This window comes from Klebsiella sp. PK18 (assembly GCF_057784655.1).
Window position 1 is genome coordinate 950,970 of record NZ_CM173493.1, and the last position, 15,141, is coordinate 966,110.

Annotated in this window: 18 protein-coding genes and 3 tRNA genes; 18 read left to right on the plus strand and 3 right to left on the minus strand. The window is 63.3% G+C overall.

Going from position 1 to position 15,141, the window contains the following annotated elements:
- Genes AC3EMD_RS04720 through cobT form a run of 17 tightly spaced genes read left to right on the plus strand, consistent with a single transcriptional unit; the run spans position 1 to position 13,426 of the window.
- Positions 1 to 636, plus strand: a complete 636-nt coding sequence (locus AC3EMD_RS04720; RefSeq protein WP_012540682.1) for a cobalt-precorrin-8 methylmutase — start codon at positions 1 to 3, stop codon at positions 634 to 636.
- A complete protein-coding gene (cbiD, locus tag AC3EMD_RS04725; protein ID WP_032731187.1) occupies positions 633 to 1,772 on the plus strand; it encodes a cobalt-precorrin-5B (C(1))-methyltransferase CbiD in 1,140 nt (379 codons plus the stop codon). The genes AC3EMD_RS04720 and cbiD overlap by 4 nt, the downstream gene beginning before the upstream one ends.
- A complete protein-coding gene (locus AC3EMD_RS04730; RefSeq protein WP_110221810.1) occupies positions 1,766 to 2,371 on the plus strand; it encodes a cobalt-precorrin-7 (C(5))-methyltransferase in 606 nt (201 codons plus the stop codon). The genes cbiD and AC3EMD_RS04730 overlap by 7 nt, the downstream gene beginning before the upstream one ends.
- Positions 2,361 to 2,930, plus strand: coding sequence for a decarboxylating cobalt-precorrin-6B (C(15))-methyltransferase (locus AC3EMD_RS04735; RefSeq protein WP_114500617.1), 570 nt, complete (start codon positions 2,361 to 2,363; stop codon positions 2,928 to 2,930). The genes AC3EMD_RS04730 and AC3EMD_RS04735 overlap by 11 nt, the downstream gene beginning before the upstream one ends.
- Entirely contained in the window at positions 2,923 to 3,696 is a 774-nt protein-coding gene (locus AC3EMD_RS04740; protein ID WP_004149602.1) for a cobalt-precorrin-4 methyltransferase, read from the plus strand. The genes AC3EMD_RS04735 and AC3EMD_RS04740 overlap by 8 nt, the downstream gene beginning before the upstream one ends.
- Positions 3,677 to 4,732 (plus strand): cobalt-precorrin 5A hydrolase, encoded by a 1,056-nt coding sequence (cbiG, locus tag AC3EMD_RS04745; RefSeq protein WP_032733746.1) that lies wholly within the window; start codon positions 3,677 to 3,679, stop codon positions 4,730 to 4,732. The genes AC3EMD_RS04740 and cbiG overlap by 20 nt, the downstream gene beginning before the upstream one ends.
- A complete protein-coding gene (locus AC3EMD_RS04750) occupies positions 4,732 to 5,457 on the plus strand; it encodes a precorrin-3B C(17)-methyltransferase (RefSeq protein WP_008806290.1) in 726 nt (241 codons plus the stop codon). The genes cbiG and AC3EMD_RS04750 overlap by 1 nt, the downstream gene beginning before the upstream one ends.
- Positions 5,454 to 6,239, plus strand: a complete 786-nt coding sequence (locus AC3EMD_RS04755) for a cobalt-precorrin-6A reductase (protein WP_008806289.1) — start codon at positions 5,454 to 5,456, stop codon at positions 6,237 to 6,239. Before AC3EMD_RS04750 ends, AC3EMD_RS04755 begins: the two co-directional genes overlap by 4 nt.
- 10 nt (positions 6,240 to 6,249) lie before the next feature.
- Positions 6,250 to 7,044 carry a sirohydrochlorin cobaltochelatase gene (gene cbiK, locus AC3EMD_RS04760; protein ID WP_008806288.1) on the plus strand — a complete coding sequence of 265 codons (795 nt, stop codon included), beginning with the start codon at positions 6,250 to 6,252 and terminating at the stop codon, positions 7,042 to 7,044.
- Positions 7,041 to 7,751 (plus strand): cobalt-factor II C(20)-methyltransferase, encoded by a 711-nt coding sequence (locus tag AC3EMD_RS04765; protein ID WP_012540689.1) that lies wholly within the window; start codon positions 7,041 to 7,043, stop codon positions 7,749 to 7,751. Before cbiK ends, AC3EMD_RS04765 begins: the two co-directional genes overlap by 4 nt.
- Positions 7,751 to 8,488: a cobalt ECF transporter S component CbiM gene (gene cbiM, locus AC3EMD_RS04770; protein ID WP_008806286.1), complete on the plus strand. Its 738-nt coding sequence runs from the start codon at positions 7,751 to 7,753 to the stop codon at positions 8,486 to 8,488. The genes AC3EMD_RS04765 and cbiM overlap by 1 nt, the downstream gene beginning before the upstream one ends.
- Before the next feature lies 1 nt (position 8,489).
- The gene (locus AC3EMD_RS04775; protein ID WP_008806285.1) at positions 8,490 to 8,771 is read left to right on the plus strand and encodes an energy-coupling factor ABC transporter substrate-binding protein; all 282 of its coding nucleotides are present in this window, start codon (positions 8,490 to 8,492) and stop codon (positions 8,769 to 8,771) included.
- Positions 8,758 to 9,435 carry an energy-coupling factor ABC transporter transmembrane protein gene (locus AC3EMD_RS04780; protein WP_008806284.1) on the plus strand — a complete coding sequence of 226 codons (678 nt, stop codon included), beginning with the start codon at positions 8,758 to 8,760 and terminating at the stop codon, positions 9,433 to 9,435. The genes AC3EMD_RS04775 and AC3EMD_RS04780 overlap by 14 nt, the downstream gene beginning before the upstream one ends.
- Positions 9,436 to 9,443: 8 nt before the next feature.
- Positions 9,444 to 10,268, plus strand: a complete 825-nt coding sequence (locus AC3EMD_RS04785) for an energy-coupling factor ABC transporter ATP-binding protein (protein WP_302073955.1) — start codon at positions 9,444 to 9,446, stop codon at positions 10,266 to 10,268.
- Complete coding sequence (locus AC3EMD_RS04790; protein WP_302073956.1) at positions 10,265 to 11,788, plus strand: cobyric acid synthase; 1,524 nt, start codon at positions 10,265 to 10,267, stop codon at positions 11,786 to 11,788. Before AC3EMD_RS04785 ends, AC3EMD_RS04790 begins: the two co-directional genes overlap by 4 nt.
- Positions 11,782 to 12,327, plus strand: coding sequence for a bifunctional adenosylcobinamide kinase/adenosylcobinamide-phosphate guanylyltransferase (cobU, locus tag AC3EMD_RS04795; RefSeq protein ID WP_002915611.1), 546 nt, complete (start codon positions 11,782 to 11,784; stop codon positions 12,325 to 12,327). The genes AC3EMD_RS04790 and cobU overlap by 7 nt, the downstream gene beginning before the upstream one ends.
- Before the next feature lie 43 nt (positions 12,328 to 12,370).
- Positions 12,371 to 13,426 carry a nicotinate-nucleotide--dimethylbenzimidazole phosphoribosyltransferase gene (cobT, locus tag AC3EMD_RS04800; protein WP_302073957.1) on the plus strand — a complete coding sequence of 352 codons (1,056 nt, stop codon included), beginning with the start codon at positions 12,371 to 12,373 and terminating at the stop codon, positions 13,424 to 13,426.
- Between the two features lie 94 nt (positions 13,427 to 13,520).
- Here cobT and AC3EMD_RS04805 read toward each other — a convergent pair.
- The 3 genes from AC3EMD_RS04805 to AC3EMD_RS04815 all read right to left on the minus strand — a co-directional run bounded on the left by AC3EMD_RS04805 (position 13,521) and on the right by AC3EMD_RS04815 (position 13,818).
- Positions 13,521 to 13,597: transfer RNA gene (locus AC3EMD_RS04805), tRNA-Met, on the minus strand.
- A gap of 32 nt (positions 13,598 to 13,629) precedes the next feature.
- A tRNA-Met gene (locus tag AC3EMD_RS04810) sits at positions 13,630 to 13,706 on the minus strand.
- Between the two features lie 35 nt (positions 13,707 to 13,741).
- Positions 13,742 to 13,818, minus strand: a tRNA-Met gene (locus AC3EMD_RS04815).
- A gap of 210 nt (positions 13,819 to 14,028) precedes the next feature.
- Here AC3EMD_RS04815 and mltA point away from each other — a divergent pair.
- On the plus strand, positions 14,029 to 15,126 hold the full coding sequence (gene mltA, locus AC3EMD_RS04820; protein WP_302073958.1) for a murein transglycosylase A: 1,098 nt from the start codon (positions 14,029 to 14,031) through the stop codon (positions 15,124 to 15,126).
- Positions 15,127 to 15,141: the final 15 nt, after the last annotated feature.

A 15,141-nucleotide genomic window follows, 5' to 3' on the forward strand; every position in this document is an offset into this window, starting at 1 on the left:
ATGCAGTACATCCAACAACCGCAGGCGATCGAGGCGAAAAGCTTCGACATCATCAGCGAGATCATCGCCGAAACGCGACCGGACTACCGTTTCGCCAGCCCGCTGCACGAGGCGATTATCAAGCGGGTGATCCACACCACCGCTGACTTCGACTGGCTGGATATTCTGTGGTTTTCTCCGGATGCCCTGATCGCGCTGAGCGAGGCGTTGAGCCGGCCCTGCACGCTGTATACCGATACCACCATGGCGTTGTCCGGGATCAACAAAAACCTGCTGGCCCGCTTTGGCGGCGAATGCCGCTGCTATATCAGCGACCCACGGGTGGTGCGCGAGGCGCAAAGCCGGGGGATGACCCGCTCGATGGCGGCGGTGGATATTGCGGTGCAGGAGCCCGGGGAGAAAGTGTTCGTCTTCGGCAATGCGCCAACCGCACTGTTTCGCCTGCTGGAACATCGCGAGACGGCCATCGGCGGCGTGGTGGGGGTGCCGGTCGGGTTCGTCGGCGCCGCGGAGTCGAAAGCGGCGCTCAGCGAGAGCGGCCTGCCGGCCATCGCCGCGCTCGGCCGCAAGGGGGGAAGCAACGTGGCGGCAGCGATTGTGAACGCTCTGCTTTACCACCTGCGGGAGGCGCAATGAGCGATCAGACCTTTGACGCCCCGGTGTGGCATCACGGCAAAGCGCTGCGCAAGGGCTACACCACCGGTTCCTGCGCCACGGCGGCGGCAAAAGTGGCGGCGCTGATGGTGATGCGCCAGCATCTGATCCACCAGGTCTCGATCGTCACCCCCTCCGGCGTCACCCTGTGCCTGAACGTCGAGTCTCCGCACGTCGAAGGGCAGCAGGCGGTCGCCGCGATCCGTAAAGACGGCGGCGATGATGTCGACGCCACCCACGGCATGCTGATTTTTGCCCGGGTGACCCTCAATGACAGCGGAGAGATTAGCCTGCAGGGCGGCGAGGGCATCGGCACGGTGACCCGCAAAGGGATCGGTCTGCCGACAGGCAGCCCGGCGATAAACCGTACTCCGCGGCACACCATCGAGACCGCCGTGCGCGAAGCGATTGGCCCTTCCCGTGGCGCGCAGGTGGAGATCTTTGCCCCGGAAGGTGTACTTCGCGCGCAAAAAACCTATAACGCGCGGCTGGGGATCCTCGGCGGGATCTCGATTATCGGCACCACCGGGATCGTCACCCCGATGTCGGAAGAGAGCTGGAAGCGCTCGCTCTCCCTCGAGCTGGAGATAAAACGCGCCGCCGGGCTGGAGCGCGTGGTGCTGGTGCCGGGCAACCACGGCGAGCGCTTTGTCCGCGAGCAGATGGGCATCGACCCGCAGGTGGTGGTCACCATGAGCAACTTCGTCGGCTACATGATTGAAGAGGCGGTCCGGCTCGGTTTCCGCCAGATTGTGCTCATCGGCCACCCCGGCAAACTGATCAAAATCGCCGCCGGGATCTTTCATACCCACAGCCATATCGCCGATGCGCGGATGGAAACCCTCGTCGCCCATCTGGCGCTGCTTGGCGCGCCGTTGCCGCTGCTGACGCTGGTCAGCGAGTGCGACACCACCGAAGCGGCAATGGAGCATATCGACGCCTGGGGATACCAGCGCCTCTATAACCATCTGGCTGAGCGTATCTGCCAGCGCGTTCTTGAGATGCTGCGCTTCACTCAGCAACCGCCTGCCTGCGACGCGGTTCTGTTTTCTTTTGATAACCAGGTGCTGGGCAGCAGCCGTCCGCTGGCGGCGATTGCCCGGGAGCTGGCATGTTGACGGTCGTGGGGATGGGCCCGGCGGGGCTGCAGTGGCTGGCCCCGGCCGCGCGCGAGGCGATCGCCGCCGCCGAGGCGCTGGTGGGCGGCAGCCGCCACCTCCGGCAGTTTCCCGCCTTCGCCGGCGAGCGCTTTGCGCTGGGGGCTGATATGCCGGCGCTGCTGGCGTGGATCGAGGCCCGCGCCGGGCGCCACGTCGTGGTGCTGGCCTCCGGCGATCCGCTGTTCTATGGCATTGGCACCCGGCTGATTGCCCATTTTGGCCGGGAACGGGTGCAGGTGATCCCCGGCATCAGCGCGGTGCAGTACCTCTGCGCCCGGGCGGGCATCGACATGAACGACATGTGGCTGACCAGCAGCCATGGCCGGGAGTTGAGCGTCGATGCGCTGGCCGCCCACCGGAAAGTCGCCATGGTGACCGACGGCCGCTGCGGGCCGCGGGAGATTGCCGCCCAACTGACGGCCCGCGGCAAAGGCCATCGCTGGATGGTGATTGGCGAGAATCTGGCGATGGAAAACGAGCGGATCCACTGGCTGCCGGTCAGCGCCGTGGAGGACGAATATGAGATGAATGCGGTGGTGATCCTCGATGAAAGATGAGCTGTTTTTGCGCGGCGCCCAGGTGCCGATGACCAAAGAGGCCGTGCGCGCGCTGGCGCTGGCGAAGCTGGAGCCGCACCGGGCGCGCCACCTGATTGATATCGGCGCGGGCACCGGCAGCGTCAGCATTGAGGCCGCCCTGCAGAACCCGGCGCTGCGGGTGACGGCGATTGAGCGTCAGGCCGACGCGCTGCGCCTGCTGGCGGACAACCGGCAGCGCTTTGGCTGCGACAACATCGCTATCGTGGCGGGCGTTGCGCCGCTGGCGGTCGCCGACAAAGCCGACGCGATCTTTATGGGCGGCAGCGGCGGCCACCTGACGGCGCTGATCGACTGGTCGCTGGCGCAGCTGCATCCTGGCGGCCGGCTGGTGATGACTTTTATTTTGCAGGAAAACCTTCATAGCGCCCTGGGGCACCTGCAGCAGTGCGGCATCCACGAGGTGGACTGCCAGCAGCTGGCGGTCTCCACCCTGGCTACCCTGGGCAGCGGCCACTATTTCAAACCCCATAATCCCGTTTTTGTCATCGCCTGTCAGAAGGAAGAAAACCATGGCTGAGACTTTTGATCCCCATTGCGTGTGGTTCGTCGGCGCCGGTCCTGGCGATCGCGAACTGATTACTCTCAAAGGCTACCGTCTGCTGCAGCAGGCGCAGGTGGTGATCTACGCCGGGTCGCTGATCAACACCGAGCTGCTGGCCTACTGTCCGCCACAGGCGGAGTGCCACGACAGCGCCGCGCTGCATCTGGAGCAGATCCTCGACCTGATGGAGGCGGGGGTGAAGGCGGGAAAAACGGTGGTGCGTCTGCAGACGGGCGATGTTTCGCTGTACGGCTCGGTGCGCGAGCAGGGCGAAGAGTTGACCCGCCGCGGGATCCGCTGGCAGGTGGTGCCGGGCGTCAGTGCTTTCCTCGGCGCGGCGGCCGAGCTGGGGGTGGAGTACACGGTGCCTGAGGTATCGCAAAGTCTGATCATTACCCGTCTGGAAGGGCGCACGCCGGTTCCTGCGCGCGAACAGCTGGAGGCCTTTGCCAGCCATCAAACTTCGATGGCGATTTACCTGTCGGTGCAACGTATTCACCGGGTGGCGGAGCGGCTGGTGGAGGGCGGCTACCCCGCGACCACCCCGGTCGCGGTGATCTACAAGGCCACCTGGCCGGAAAGCCAGACCGTCCGCGGTACCCTCGCGGACATCGGCGACAAAGTACGCGACGCCGGGATCCGCAAAACGGCGCTGATCCTGGTCGGTCCCTTCCTCGGCGATGAGTATCACTACTCAAAACTGTACGCAGCGGATTTTAGCCATGAATACCGTAAAGCCTGAATCCATTGCCCTGTTTTGCCTGACGCCCGGCGGCGTGCGGCTGGCAAAACGGCTGGCGTCCATGCTGCCGCTCACCTGCTACACCAGCGAAGCGCTGCAGGAAGAGGGGTTTATCCCCTTCAACGGCGGCTTTGCCAGCGCAGCCCGCGAGGCATTCAGCAGTTTCTCGGCGCTGATTTTTATCGGCGCCACCGGGATTGCCGTGCGGGTGCTGGCCCCGCTGGTGAATGACAAGTTCAGCGACCCGGCGGTGGTGGTGATTGATGAGCGCGCCCGGCACGTCATCAGCCTGCTCTCCGGCCATGCCGGGGGGGCGAATGCGCTGACCCGCTATCTGGCCGGGATGCTCGACGCCGACCCGGTGATCACCACCGCCACCGATGTCAACGAGCTGGCCGCCCTTGACACGCTGGCCTTCCAGCTGAACGCCCGGATGACCGATTTTCGCGCGGCGGTGAAAACCGTCAACCAGATGCTGGTGAGCGGTATGCGGGTGGGGCTGTGGTGCGACGCTGAATTTACCGAGGCGCTAAGCCGGTGCGACCAACGCGGCTTTATCCCGGTAAGCGACCTGGCGCGCTTGCCGGCGCTCGACGCGCTGATCTGCGTCACCCTGCGCCGGTCGCTGCCGCCGCTGCCGGTACCTCACTGGAAGCTGGTGCCCCAGCGGGTGGTGGCGGGGATCGGCTGTCGGCGCGACACCCCCTGTTCCTTGCTCTGTACGCTGCTGGATCGCCAGCTTGTCGCTCAGCGTCTTGACCCGCTGGCGCTGAAAGCGATCGGCAGCGTGAGCCTGAAGGCAAACGAGCCGGGGTTGCGCCAGCTGGCTCACCGCTGCCGGGTGCCGTTCGAAACCTTCAGCGCCGAGGCGCTGCGCGAGCACGAGCACCGCTTTCCAGCCTCGTCTTTTGTCCGGGAGACGGTCGGCGTCGGCAGCGTCTCCGGCCCGGTGGCCTGGCTGCTGAGTCAGGGAAACCTGTCCGGCGAAACCCTGCGTGAGCAGGGCGTGACCATTACTTTGGGAGTAACACACTGATGTTAAGCGTAATCGGAATTGGCCCTGGCTCGCAGGCGATGATGACCATGGAAGCCGTGGAGGCCCTGCAGGCGGCAGAGATTGTGGTGGGCTACAAAACCTACACCCACCTGGTAAAAGCCTTTACCGGTGACAAGCAGGTGATCAAAACCGGCATGTGCAAAGAGATTGAACGCTGCCAGGCCGCCATTGAGCTGGCGCAGGCCGGGAACAACGTTGCGCTGATCAGCAGCGGCGACGCTGGCATCTACGGCATGGCGGGGCTGGTGCTGGAGCTGGTCAATAAGCAGCAGCTGGACATTGAGGTCCGTCTGATCCCAGGGATGACGGCGAGTATCGCCGCCGCTTCGCTGCTCGGCGCGCCGCTGATGCATGATTTCTGCCATATCAGCCTCAGCGATCTGCTGACGCCGTGGCCAGTGATTGAAAAACGCATTGTCGCCGCAGGGGAAGCAGACTTCGTTATCTGTTTTTACAACCCCCGCAGTCGCGGCCGCGAAGGGCATCTGGCGCGCGCCTTTGCGCTGCTGGCGGCCAGCAAAAGCCCGGACACGCCGGTCGGCGTAGTCAAATCCGCCGGGCGCAAAAAGCAGGAGAAATGGCTGACCACCCTCGGGGAGATGGATTTTGCCCCGGTGGATATGACCAGTCTGGTCATCGTCGGCAACAAAGCGACTTACATCGACAACGGTCTGATGATCACCCCGCGAGGCTACGCGCTGTGAACCACGGCGACGTGCTGGTTATCGGGGGCACCAGCGATGCGCGGGCGATCTGCCAGCAGCTGGACGCCGCCGGCGTGCGCTACACCCTGTCGGTGGCGACCCCCACCGGCGAGCGGCTGGCCGGCGATATCCGCGGGCGGATACGCTGCGGGCGCATGGAGTGGCAGCAGATGGCGGAGTGGCTCAGGGCGCAGCGCACCCGCTGGGTGATTGACGCCTCTCACCCCTACGCCGAAGTGGTCAGCCAGAATATTGTGCGCGCCTGCGCCAGCGTCGGGGTCCTGCTCAGCCGCTATCAAAGGCCGGAGCAGCTGAGCGATCTGCGCCATCCGCTACTTCACGTGGTCGGCGATCTGAACGAGGCCTGCGCGCTGGCCCGTCGCCTCGGGGAGCGGATCCTGCTGACCACCGGCAGCAAAGATCTGGCGGCCTGGCGGGCGGGACTGGCGGAGAAAACGCTGCTCGCCCGGGTGCTGCCGGTGCCGGAGGTGGTTCAGCACTGTAGCGATCTGGGGTTTGGCGTCGGGGAAATCTTTGCCCTCTGCGGGCCGTTCAGCGCCGAATTTAACGCCGCCTTTTATCGCCAGTGCCGGGCTGATGTTGTGGTCACGAAAGCCTCGGGCGCGGAAGGGGGCTATCAGGAAAAAGTACAACCCTGTCTTGATGCGGGGATCCCCTGCATCGTCATTACCCGCCCGGCGCCGCTGGTGAAGGGCGATGAATTACTGGAAAGCCAGGCCGATTTCGCTACGCGGCTGACGCGCTGGCTGTCGGCGACTTGAGGAACAGGATATGAAAAAAGCACTTCTGGTGGTGAGCTTCGGCACCAGCTATCACGACACCCGCGAGAAGAACATTACCGCCTGCGAGCGCGATCTGGCCGCCAGCTGTCCGGATCGCACGCTGTTCCGCGCCTTCACCTCGGGGATGATTATTCGCAAACTGCGGCAGCGCGACGGTATCCATATCGATACCCCGCTGCAGGCCCTGCAAAAGCTGGCTGAGCAGGGGTACCAGGATGTGGCGATCCAGTCCCTGCACATTATCAACGGCGACGAGTACGAGAAGATCGTTCGCGAAGTGCAGAGCCTGCGCCCGCGCTTTCAGCGCCTGACGCTGGGCGTGCCGCTGCTGAGCGGTCATGGCGATTATGTTCAGCTGATGCAGGCCCTGCGCCAGCAGATGCCGCCGCTGGCGGCGACGGAGCGAGTGGTGTTTATGGGGCACGGCGCCAGCCACCACGCCTTCGCGGCCTACGCTTGTCTGGATCATATGATGGCGGTGCAGGGTTTTCCGGCGCGGGTGGGGGCGGTGGAAAGCTATCCCGAAGTGGACATCGTCATTAACGAACTCTCCCGCCAGGGCGTGACCGGCGTGCATCTGATGCCCCTGATGCTGGTGGCCGGCGATCATGCCATTAATGATATGGCCTCCGACGAAGACGATTCGTGGAAAACCCGCTTCAATGCCGCCGGCATCCCCGCCACGCCGTGGCTGAACGGGTTAGGGGAAAATCCGGCGGTGCGGGCGATGTTTGTCGCCCATCTGCAGCAGGCGCTGAATAACGCGATGGAGAAAGCAGCATGAGCGGCAAACTCTACGCCCTGAGCACCGGGCCGGGGGCGGCCGATCTGATCACCGTGCGTGCGGCGCGGATCCTCGGCCAGTTGGATGTGCTGTATGCGCCAGCCGGCCGCAAAGGCGGCGACAGCCTCGCGCTCTCCATCGTGCGCGAGTACCTTGGCGCACACACGGAGGTCCGCTGCTGCCATTTTCCGATGAGCGCCGACAGCGCGGAAAAAGAGGCGGTGTGGAACGACGTTGCCGCGGCGCTGGCCCAGGAGGTGGCGGCGGGCAGGCAGGTCGGATTTATCACCCTCGGCGACGCCATGTTGTTCAGCACCTGGGTCTTTCTGCTGCAGCGGATTGGCTGCCCGGACTGGCTGGAGATTGTCCCTGGCGTTACCTCCTTCGCCGCCATTGCCGCGCGGGCGAAAACCCCGCTGGCTATGGAGCAGCAGTCGCTGGCGGTGATCTCCTGTACCGCGCCGGAAGCGGACATTGCCGCGGCGCTGCGCCAGCATGACAGTCTGGTGCTGATGAAAGTCTACGGCCGCTTCGCCCGCATTAAGGCGCTGCTGGCGCAGGCGGGGCTGCTGGATGCGGCGCTGATGATGTCAGAGGCCACCCTGCCGGGCGAGCAGTGCTGGCGCCGTCTGCGCGAGGTCAGCGATGACCAGCCGCTGCCCTATTTCTCGACCATCCTGGTTAACAAACAGTGGGAGGAGGCGTAATGAATCAGGTGAAATCGCTGAAGCAGCTTTCGTACGGGGGGCTGGCGGCGGCTGTTCTGCTGATCATCGTCCCGCAGGAGGCGTTCGCCATGCATATCATGGAGGGTTTTTTACCGCCGATGTGGGCGCTGGCGTGGTGGCTGCTGTTTTTACCCTGCCTGTGGTACGGCCTGGTGCGCCTGCGGCGTATCGTCCAGGAGGAGAGCAATCAGAAGGTGCTGCTGGCCCTCTGCGGGGCGTTTATTTTTGTTCTTTCGGCGCTGAAGATCCCGTCGGTGACCGGCAGTTGCTCGCACCCGACCGGCGTTGGTCTGGCGGTGATCCTCTTCGGGCCGGGCGTGGTGGCGGTGCTGGGGGCGATCGTTCTGCTGTTCCAGGCGCTGCTGCTGGCGCATGGCGGCCTGACCACCCTTGGCGCTAACGGGATGTCGATGGCGGTGATCGGCCCGATGGTCGGCTATCTGGTGTGGAAGCTGGCCTGCCGGGCGGGGATCCGTCGCGATGTCGGGGTCTTTCTCTGCGCCATGCTGGCGGATCTGATGACCTATTTTGTCACCTCCGTCCAGCTCGGGGTGGCCTTTCCCGATCCGGCCACCGGGGCAGGTGGATCGATCCTGAAGTTTATGGGGATCTTCTGCCTGACGCAGATCCCGATCGCCATCGCGGAAGGATTGCTTACCGTGATGATCTACGATCAACTGACCAAACGGCGGCTGATCGCCGCGGAGGGACATTAATATGAAAAAGCCCCTGATCCTGTTGGCGATGGTGGTTGCCCTGATGATCCTGCCCTTTTTTATTAATCATGGCGGTGAGTTTGGCGGTTCGGACGGCGAAGCGGAGAGCCAGATCCAGGTGGTGGCGCCGGATTATCAACCCTGGTTCCAGCCGCTGTACGAACCGGCGAGCGGCGAGATTGAGAGCCTGCTGTTTACCCTGCAGGGCTCGCTGGGCGCGGCGGTGATTTTTTACATTCTCGGGTATGCGAGGGGCAGGCAGCGCCGTGATGACCGGGTTTGACCGACTCAGCTACCAGAGCCGCTGGTTGCAGGTGGCGCCAGAGCGTAAGTTTCTGCTCTGGCTGCTGCTGATGGTGCTGGCCTTTACGCTGCCGGCGTGGGGCCAGGCGCTGACGCTGGCGCTGACCGCCGCGCTGACCTGCTGGCTGCTGCGGGTCTCATTCTGGCGCTGGTGCCGCTGGATGGCGCTACCCTTTGGCTTTTTGCTGGTCGGCGTGCTGACCATTGTGTTCAGCGTCAGCCGCGACCCGCAGATGCTGTTAGCCAGCATCCGGCTGGGCGCTTTCTCTATAGGAGTGTCCACTCCGGGGCTGGTCGTGGCCGGGGAGACCTTCTGGCGCAGCCTGGCGGCGATGGCGGCCACGCTCTGGCTGGTGCTTAATCTGCCTTTCCCACAGCTGATTATCTTGCTCAAGCGCGGTCGCGTACCGCGACTGTTGACGGAGCAGATCCTGCTGACCTGGCGCTTCATTTTTATTCTGTTGGACGAGGCGATGGCGATTCACCGCGCGCAAACCCTGCGTTTTGGCTATGGTAGCGTGCCGCAGGGCTATCGCTCGCTGGCGATGCTGGTGGGACTGCTGTTCACTCGCGTCCTCCTGCGCTATCAGCAGATGAGCACCGCGCTGGATATCAAATTGTACCAGGGTGATTTTCACCTCTAAGGATAAGTATGCTTGCCACAACCGATCTCTGGTTTCGCTATCAGGATGAGCCGGTACTCAAAGGGCTGACGCTGGATTTTTCCCGCCACGCGGTGACCGGCCTGGTGGGGGCCAACGGCTGCGGAAAGTCGACGCTGTTTATGAACCTGAGCGGCCTGCTGCGCCCGCAGCAGGGGGCGGTGCTGTGGCAGGGAGAGGCGCTGAATTACAGCAAGCGCGGTCTGCTGGCGCTGCGCCAGCAGGTGGCGACGGTGTTTCAGGATCCGGATCAGCAAATCTTCTATACCGATATCGACAGCGATATCGCTTTTAGTCTGCGCAACCTCGGGGTGGCGGAAGAGGAGATCGCCCGCCGGGTGGATGAAGCGTTGACCCTCGTCGATGCCCAGGGGTTTCGCCAGCAGCCGATCCAGTGCCTCAGCCATGGGCAGAAAAAACGGGTGGCGATCGCCGGGGCGCTGGTGCTGCAGGCGCGCTACCTGCTGCTTGACGAGCCCACCGCGGGCCTCGATCCTCGCGGACGGGCGCAGATGATCGCCATCATCCGGCGCATTGTCGAACAGGGCCGGCATGTGGTGATCTCCAGCCACGATATCGATCTGATCTATGAGGTGAGCGACGCCGTTTACGTTCTGCGTCACGGCGAAGTGCTGGCCGAGGGGGATCCCGGGGAGGTCTTTGCCTGCGCGGCGATCATGGACCGGGCAGGATTGACCCAGCCGTGGCTGGTGAAACTTCATAGCGAACTGGGATTGCCGCTGTGTAAAACCGAAGCGGAGTTTTTTCAGCGGATGCACAACAACGCGATAGGCGCGATAAAGGAGGCGTCATGACGCTGGCAGTGATGTTGCAGGGCACGGCTTCCGACGTGGGGAAAAGCGTACTGGTGGCGGGACTGTGCCGCATTTTTCATCAGGATGGGCTGCGTACCGCGCCGTTTAAATCACAGAATATGGCGCTGAACTCCGGCATTACGCCGGATGGCAAAGAGATGGGTCGGGCGCAGATTTTCCAGGCCGAAGCGGCCGGGATCGCCCCGGATGTCCGCATGAATCCGGTTTTGCTCAAGCCCACCAGCGACCGTCAGGCGCAGGTGGTCCTGATGGGGCAGGTGGCGACCAGCATGGACGCGGTGAGCTATCACCAGTACAAGCCGCGCCTGCGCGAGCAGATCCTCGCGGTCTACCAGAGCCTGGCCGGAGAGTATGAGGCGCTGGTGCTGGAAGGGGCCGGCAGTCCGGCGGAGATTAACCTGCGCGACCGCGATATCGTCAATATGGGCATGGCCGAGATGGCGCAATGCCCGGTGATCCTGGTGGCCGATATCGACCGCGGCGGGGTGTTTGCCTCGATTTACGGTACGCTGGCGCTACTGCAGCCTCAGGAGCGGGCGCGGGTGAAAGGGGTGATTATCAATAAATTCCGCGGCGATGTGGCGCTCCTGCGCTCCGGGATAGAGCAGATCGAGGCGTTGACCGGGGTGCCGGTGCTGGGCGTTATGCCGTGGCTTGACGTGGATCTCGAGGATGAGGACGGCGTCGCGCTGCAGGCCGGGAAATACCATCGCACCGACCGGCGCGACATCGACATCGCCGTGGTTCACCTGCCGCATATCGCCAATTTTACCGACTTTAACGCCCTGGCGGCGCAGCCAGACGTCCGGGTGCGCTATGTCCGCGACCCGCAGGCGCTGGCCGACGCCGACCTGGTCATTCTCCCGGGCAGTAAAAATACCCTCGGCGATCTGTGCTGGCTGCGCGAGAGCGGCATGGCGCATGCAGTCGAGCAGGCCCGGCAGCGCAAGGTGCCGGTGCTGGGGATCTGCGGCGGCTATCAGATGCTCGGCGAAACCATTATCGATGAGGTGGAGTCTGGCCTTGGCACCCAGCCCGGACTGGGGGTGTTGAAGACCGTGACCCACTTCGCCCAGCACAAAACCACCACCCAGGTGCAGGCGACACTGGGAACTAACCTCCCGGAATGGTTAGCCGACGCGGCAGGTCTGCATGTCAGTGGCTACGAAATTCATATGGGCGAGACGCGCCGTGAGGCCGGCATCCCGCCGCTGCTGCAGCTGCATAAAGCGGGACAGTCAGTAGAGGACGGGGCGATAAGCGACGACGGCCTGGCGTTCGGCACCTATCTCCATGGCCTGTTCGACAGCGATGCCTTTACCCGGGCGCTGCTCAACGGCCTGCGCCAGCGCAAAGGGCTGGCGCCGCTGGATAGCGCCCTGGAGTATGCCCGCTATAAAACCCGGCAGTTTGATCGGCTGGCGGACGCCATGCGCGAACATATCGCCATCGATAAAATTTACGCCATCATGCGCCAACATCAGGAGCCCCTATGCTGACTCTGGTTACCGGCGGCGCGCGCAGCGGCAAAAGCCGCCATGCCGAGGCGCTGATTGCCGATGCGCCGCAGGTGTTATATATCGCCACCTCGCAAATCTTTGACGACGAGATGGCCGCAAGGATCCAGCACCATCGCGACGGCAGGCCCGCCCACTGGCGCACCGCCGAGCGCTGGCAGCAGCTTGATGAACTGATCACCCCGGCTATCGCCCCAGCAGAGGCGATTCTGCTGGAGTGTATCACCACTATGGTCACCAACCTGCTGTTCGCGCTCGGCGGCGACAGCGACCCCGACGGCTGGGATTACGCCGCCATGGAGCGGGCTATTGATGACGAAATTGGCGTGCTGATTGCCGCCTGTCAGCGCTGCCCGGCGCACGTCGTGCTGGTGACCAACGAGGTGGGGATGGGCATTGTGCCGGAGAACCGCCTGGCGCGGCATTTTCGCGATATCGCCGGGCGGGTCAATCAGCGCCTGGCGGCCGCGGCGGATGCGGTCTGGCTGGTGGTCTCCGGCATCGGCGTCAAAATCAAATAACTCAATCGCTGGCTGACCGGGCCAGCCCTGGCAGGGATTCTGTATGGAAAATTTAAACACGGTTCTGCGGGCGATCCCCGCGCCGGACGCTGACGCCATGGTGCGGGCACAACACCATATCGACGGCTTGCTTAAGCCCCCCGGCAGCCTCGGCCGTCTGGAGGCGCTGGCGGTTCAGCTGGCGGGAATGCCCGGCCTGGGCGGCCAGCCGCAGGTGGCGAAAAAGGCGCTGCTGGTGATGTGCGCCGACCATGGGGTGTGGGACGAAGGGGTGGCGATTTCGCCGAAAGCGGTCACCGCCATCCAGGCAGCCAATATGACCCGCGGCACCACCGGCGTCTGCGTGCTCGCCGCCCAGGCCGGGGCGCAAGTGTATGTAATTGATGTCGGTATCGATAGCGAACCGCTCCCCGGGGTGGTGAATATGCGGGTGGCGCGGGGCTGCGGCAATATTGCCCGCGGCCCGGCCATGACCCGTGAGCAGGGGCAGGAATTGCTACTGGAGGTTATGCGCTACACCCGCGCGCTGGCCCGGGAGGGCGTTACTCTGTTTGGTGTCGGCGAGCTGGGGATGGCCAATACCACGCCGGCGGCGGCGATCGTCAGCGTTCTGACCGGCAGCGATGCGCAGGAGGTGGTCGGGATTGGCGCCAATCTGCCGTTGGCGAAGGTTGGCAACAAGGTGAAGGTGGTGCGGCGGGCTATCGCCGTCAATCAGCCCGACCCGAATGATGGTCTCGATGTGCTGAGCAAAGTCGGTGGTTTCGATCTGCTGGGGATGGCGGGGGTGATGCTGGGGGCGGCGTCCTGTGGGCTGCCGGTGGTGCTGGATGGCTTTCTTTCCTACGCCGCAGCGCTGGCGGCGTGCCAGATAGCGCCGGAGATAAAACCGTATCTGATCCCGTCCCACTATTCGGCGGAGAAGGGGGCGCGTATCGCGCTGGCGCACCTGGGCCTCGAACCGTATCTCAATATGGGCATGCGTCTGGGAGAAGGCAGCGGCGCGGCGCTGGCGATGCCGATCGTCGAGGCAGCCTGCGCGATGTACCATCGCATGGGCATGCTGGCGGCAAGCAATATTGTGTTACCTAAGGGGTAAGCAGGAGATGGGGGCGGCAACGGCCGTTCCCGTTTTCGGCAGAGGTTTGCCGGCGGCAGAAACAAAAAAACACCCTTGAGGGTGTTTATGATGTTGGTTGCGGGGGCCGGATTTGAACCGACGACCTTCGGGTTATGAGCCCGACGAGCTACCAGGCTGCTCCACCCCGCGTCACCGTACTGCTTTACTTTGTCAAATTTGATTGGTTGCGGGGGCCGGATTTGAACCGACGACCTTCGGGTTATGAGCCCGACGAGCTACCAGGCTGCTCCACCCCGCGTCACCGTACTGCTTTGTACTTCATCAAATTTTAACTGGTTGCGGGGGCCGGATTTGAACCGACGACCTTCGGGTTATGAGCCCGACGAGCTACCAGGCTGCTCCACCCCGCGTCCGTGGAAGCGCACTATACTCCGCTAGCGAGATGATGCAACCTTTTTTCGACCAAATCGACATTTTTGTAAGAATTGGCTTATAAAACGCCACGTTGTGGTGTTTTTTTACACAAATCTGTGCCATCGATGAGATCGCGCATTTCAATAGCCCCGGCGCTTTGTTATCTTCAACACGCACTAAGGCTTCGCAGCAAAAGATGAGACACCATGAAAGGACGTTGGGCAAAATATGTAGCGACGGTGGCAATGCTGGCTATGCTCGCCGCCTGTTCCTCAAAACCGACCGACCGCGGTCAGCAATATAGCGATGGCAAGTTCACCCAGCCGTTTTCACTGGTAAACCAGCCGGATGCCGTCGGGGCGCCGATCAACGCCGGCGACTTCTCCGAACAGGTTAATCAAATTCGTAACGCCTCGCCGCGCCTCTATAATAGCCAGAGCAACGTCTATAACGCGCTGCAGGAGTGGCTGCGCGCCGGCGGCGACACCCGCACGCTGCGCCAGTTTGGCATCGACGCCTGGCAGATGCAGGGCACCGACAACTATGGCAACGTCCAGTTTACCGGCTATTACACGCCGGTAGTGCAGGCGCGCCACACTCGTCAGGGCGAATTCCAGTACCCCATTTACCGGATGCCGCCGAAACGCGGTAAGCTGCCGTCCCGCGCCAGCATCTATGCCGGCGCGCTGAGCGATAACTATGTGCTGGCGTACAGCAATTCGCTGATGGATAACTTCATCATGGACGTGCAGGGCAGCGGCTATATCGACTTTGGCGATGGTTCGCCGCTCAACTTCTTTAGCTATGCCGGGAAAAACGGCTGGCCCTATCGCAGCATCGGCAAAGTGCTGATCGACCGCGGGGAAGTGAAGAAAGAAGATATGTCGATGCAGGCGATCCGCGAGTGGGGTGAAAAGCACAGCGAAGCGGAAGTGCGCGAGCTGCTGGAGCAGAACCCGTCGTTCGTGTTCTTTAAACCGCAGTCTTTCGCGCCGGTGAAAGGGGCCAGCGCTGTGCCGCTGATCGGCCGCGCCTCGGTGGCCTCCGACCGGTCGATTATTCCGCCGGGAACCACCTTGCTGGCCGAGGTGCCTCTGCTGGATAATAACGGCAAGTTTAACGGCCAGTACGAACTGCGCCTGATGGTCGCTCTCGACGTCGGCGGGGCCATCAAAGGCCAGCATTTCGACATCTATCAGGGCATTGGGCCTGACGCAGGCCACCGTGCCGGCTGGTATAACCACTATGGCCGCGTATGGGTGCTGAAAAACGCCCCGGGCGCGGGGAATGTTTTTAGCGGCTAACTCCCCTGGCCCTGC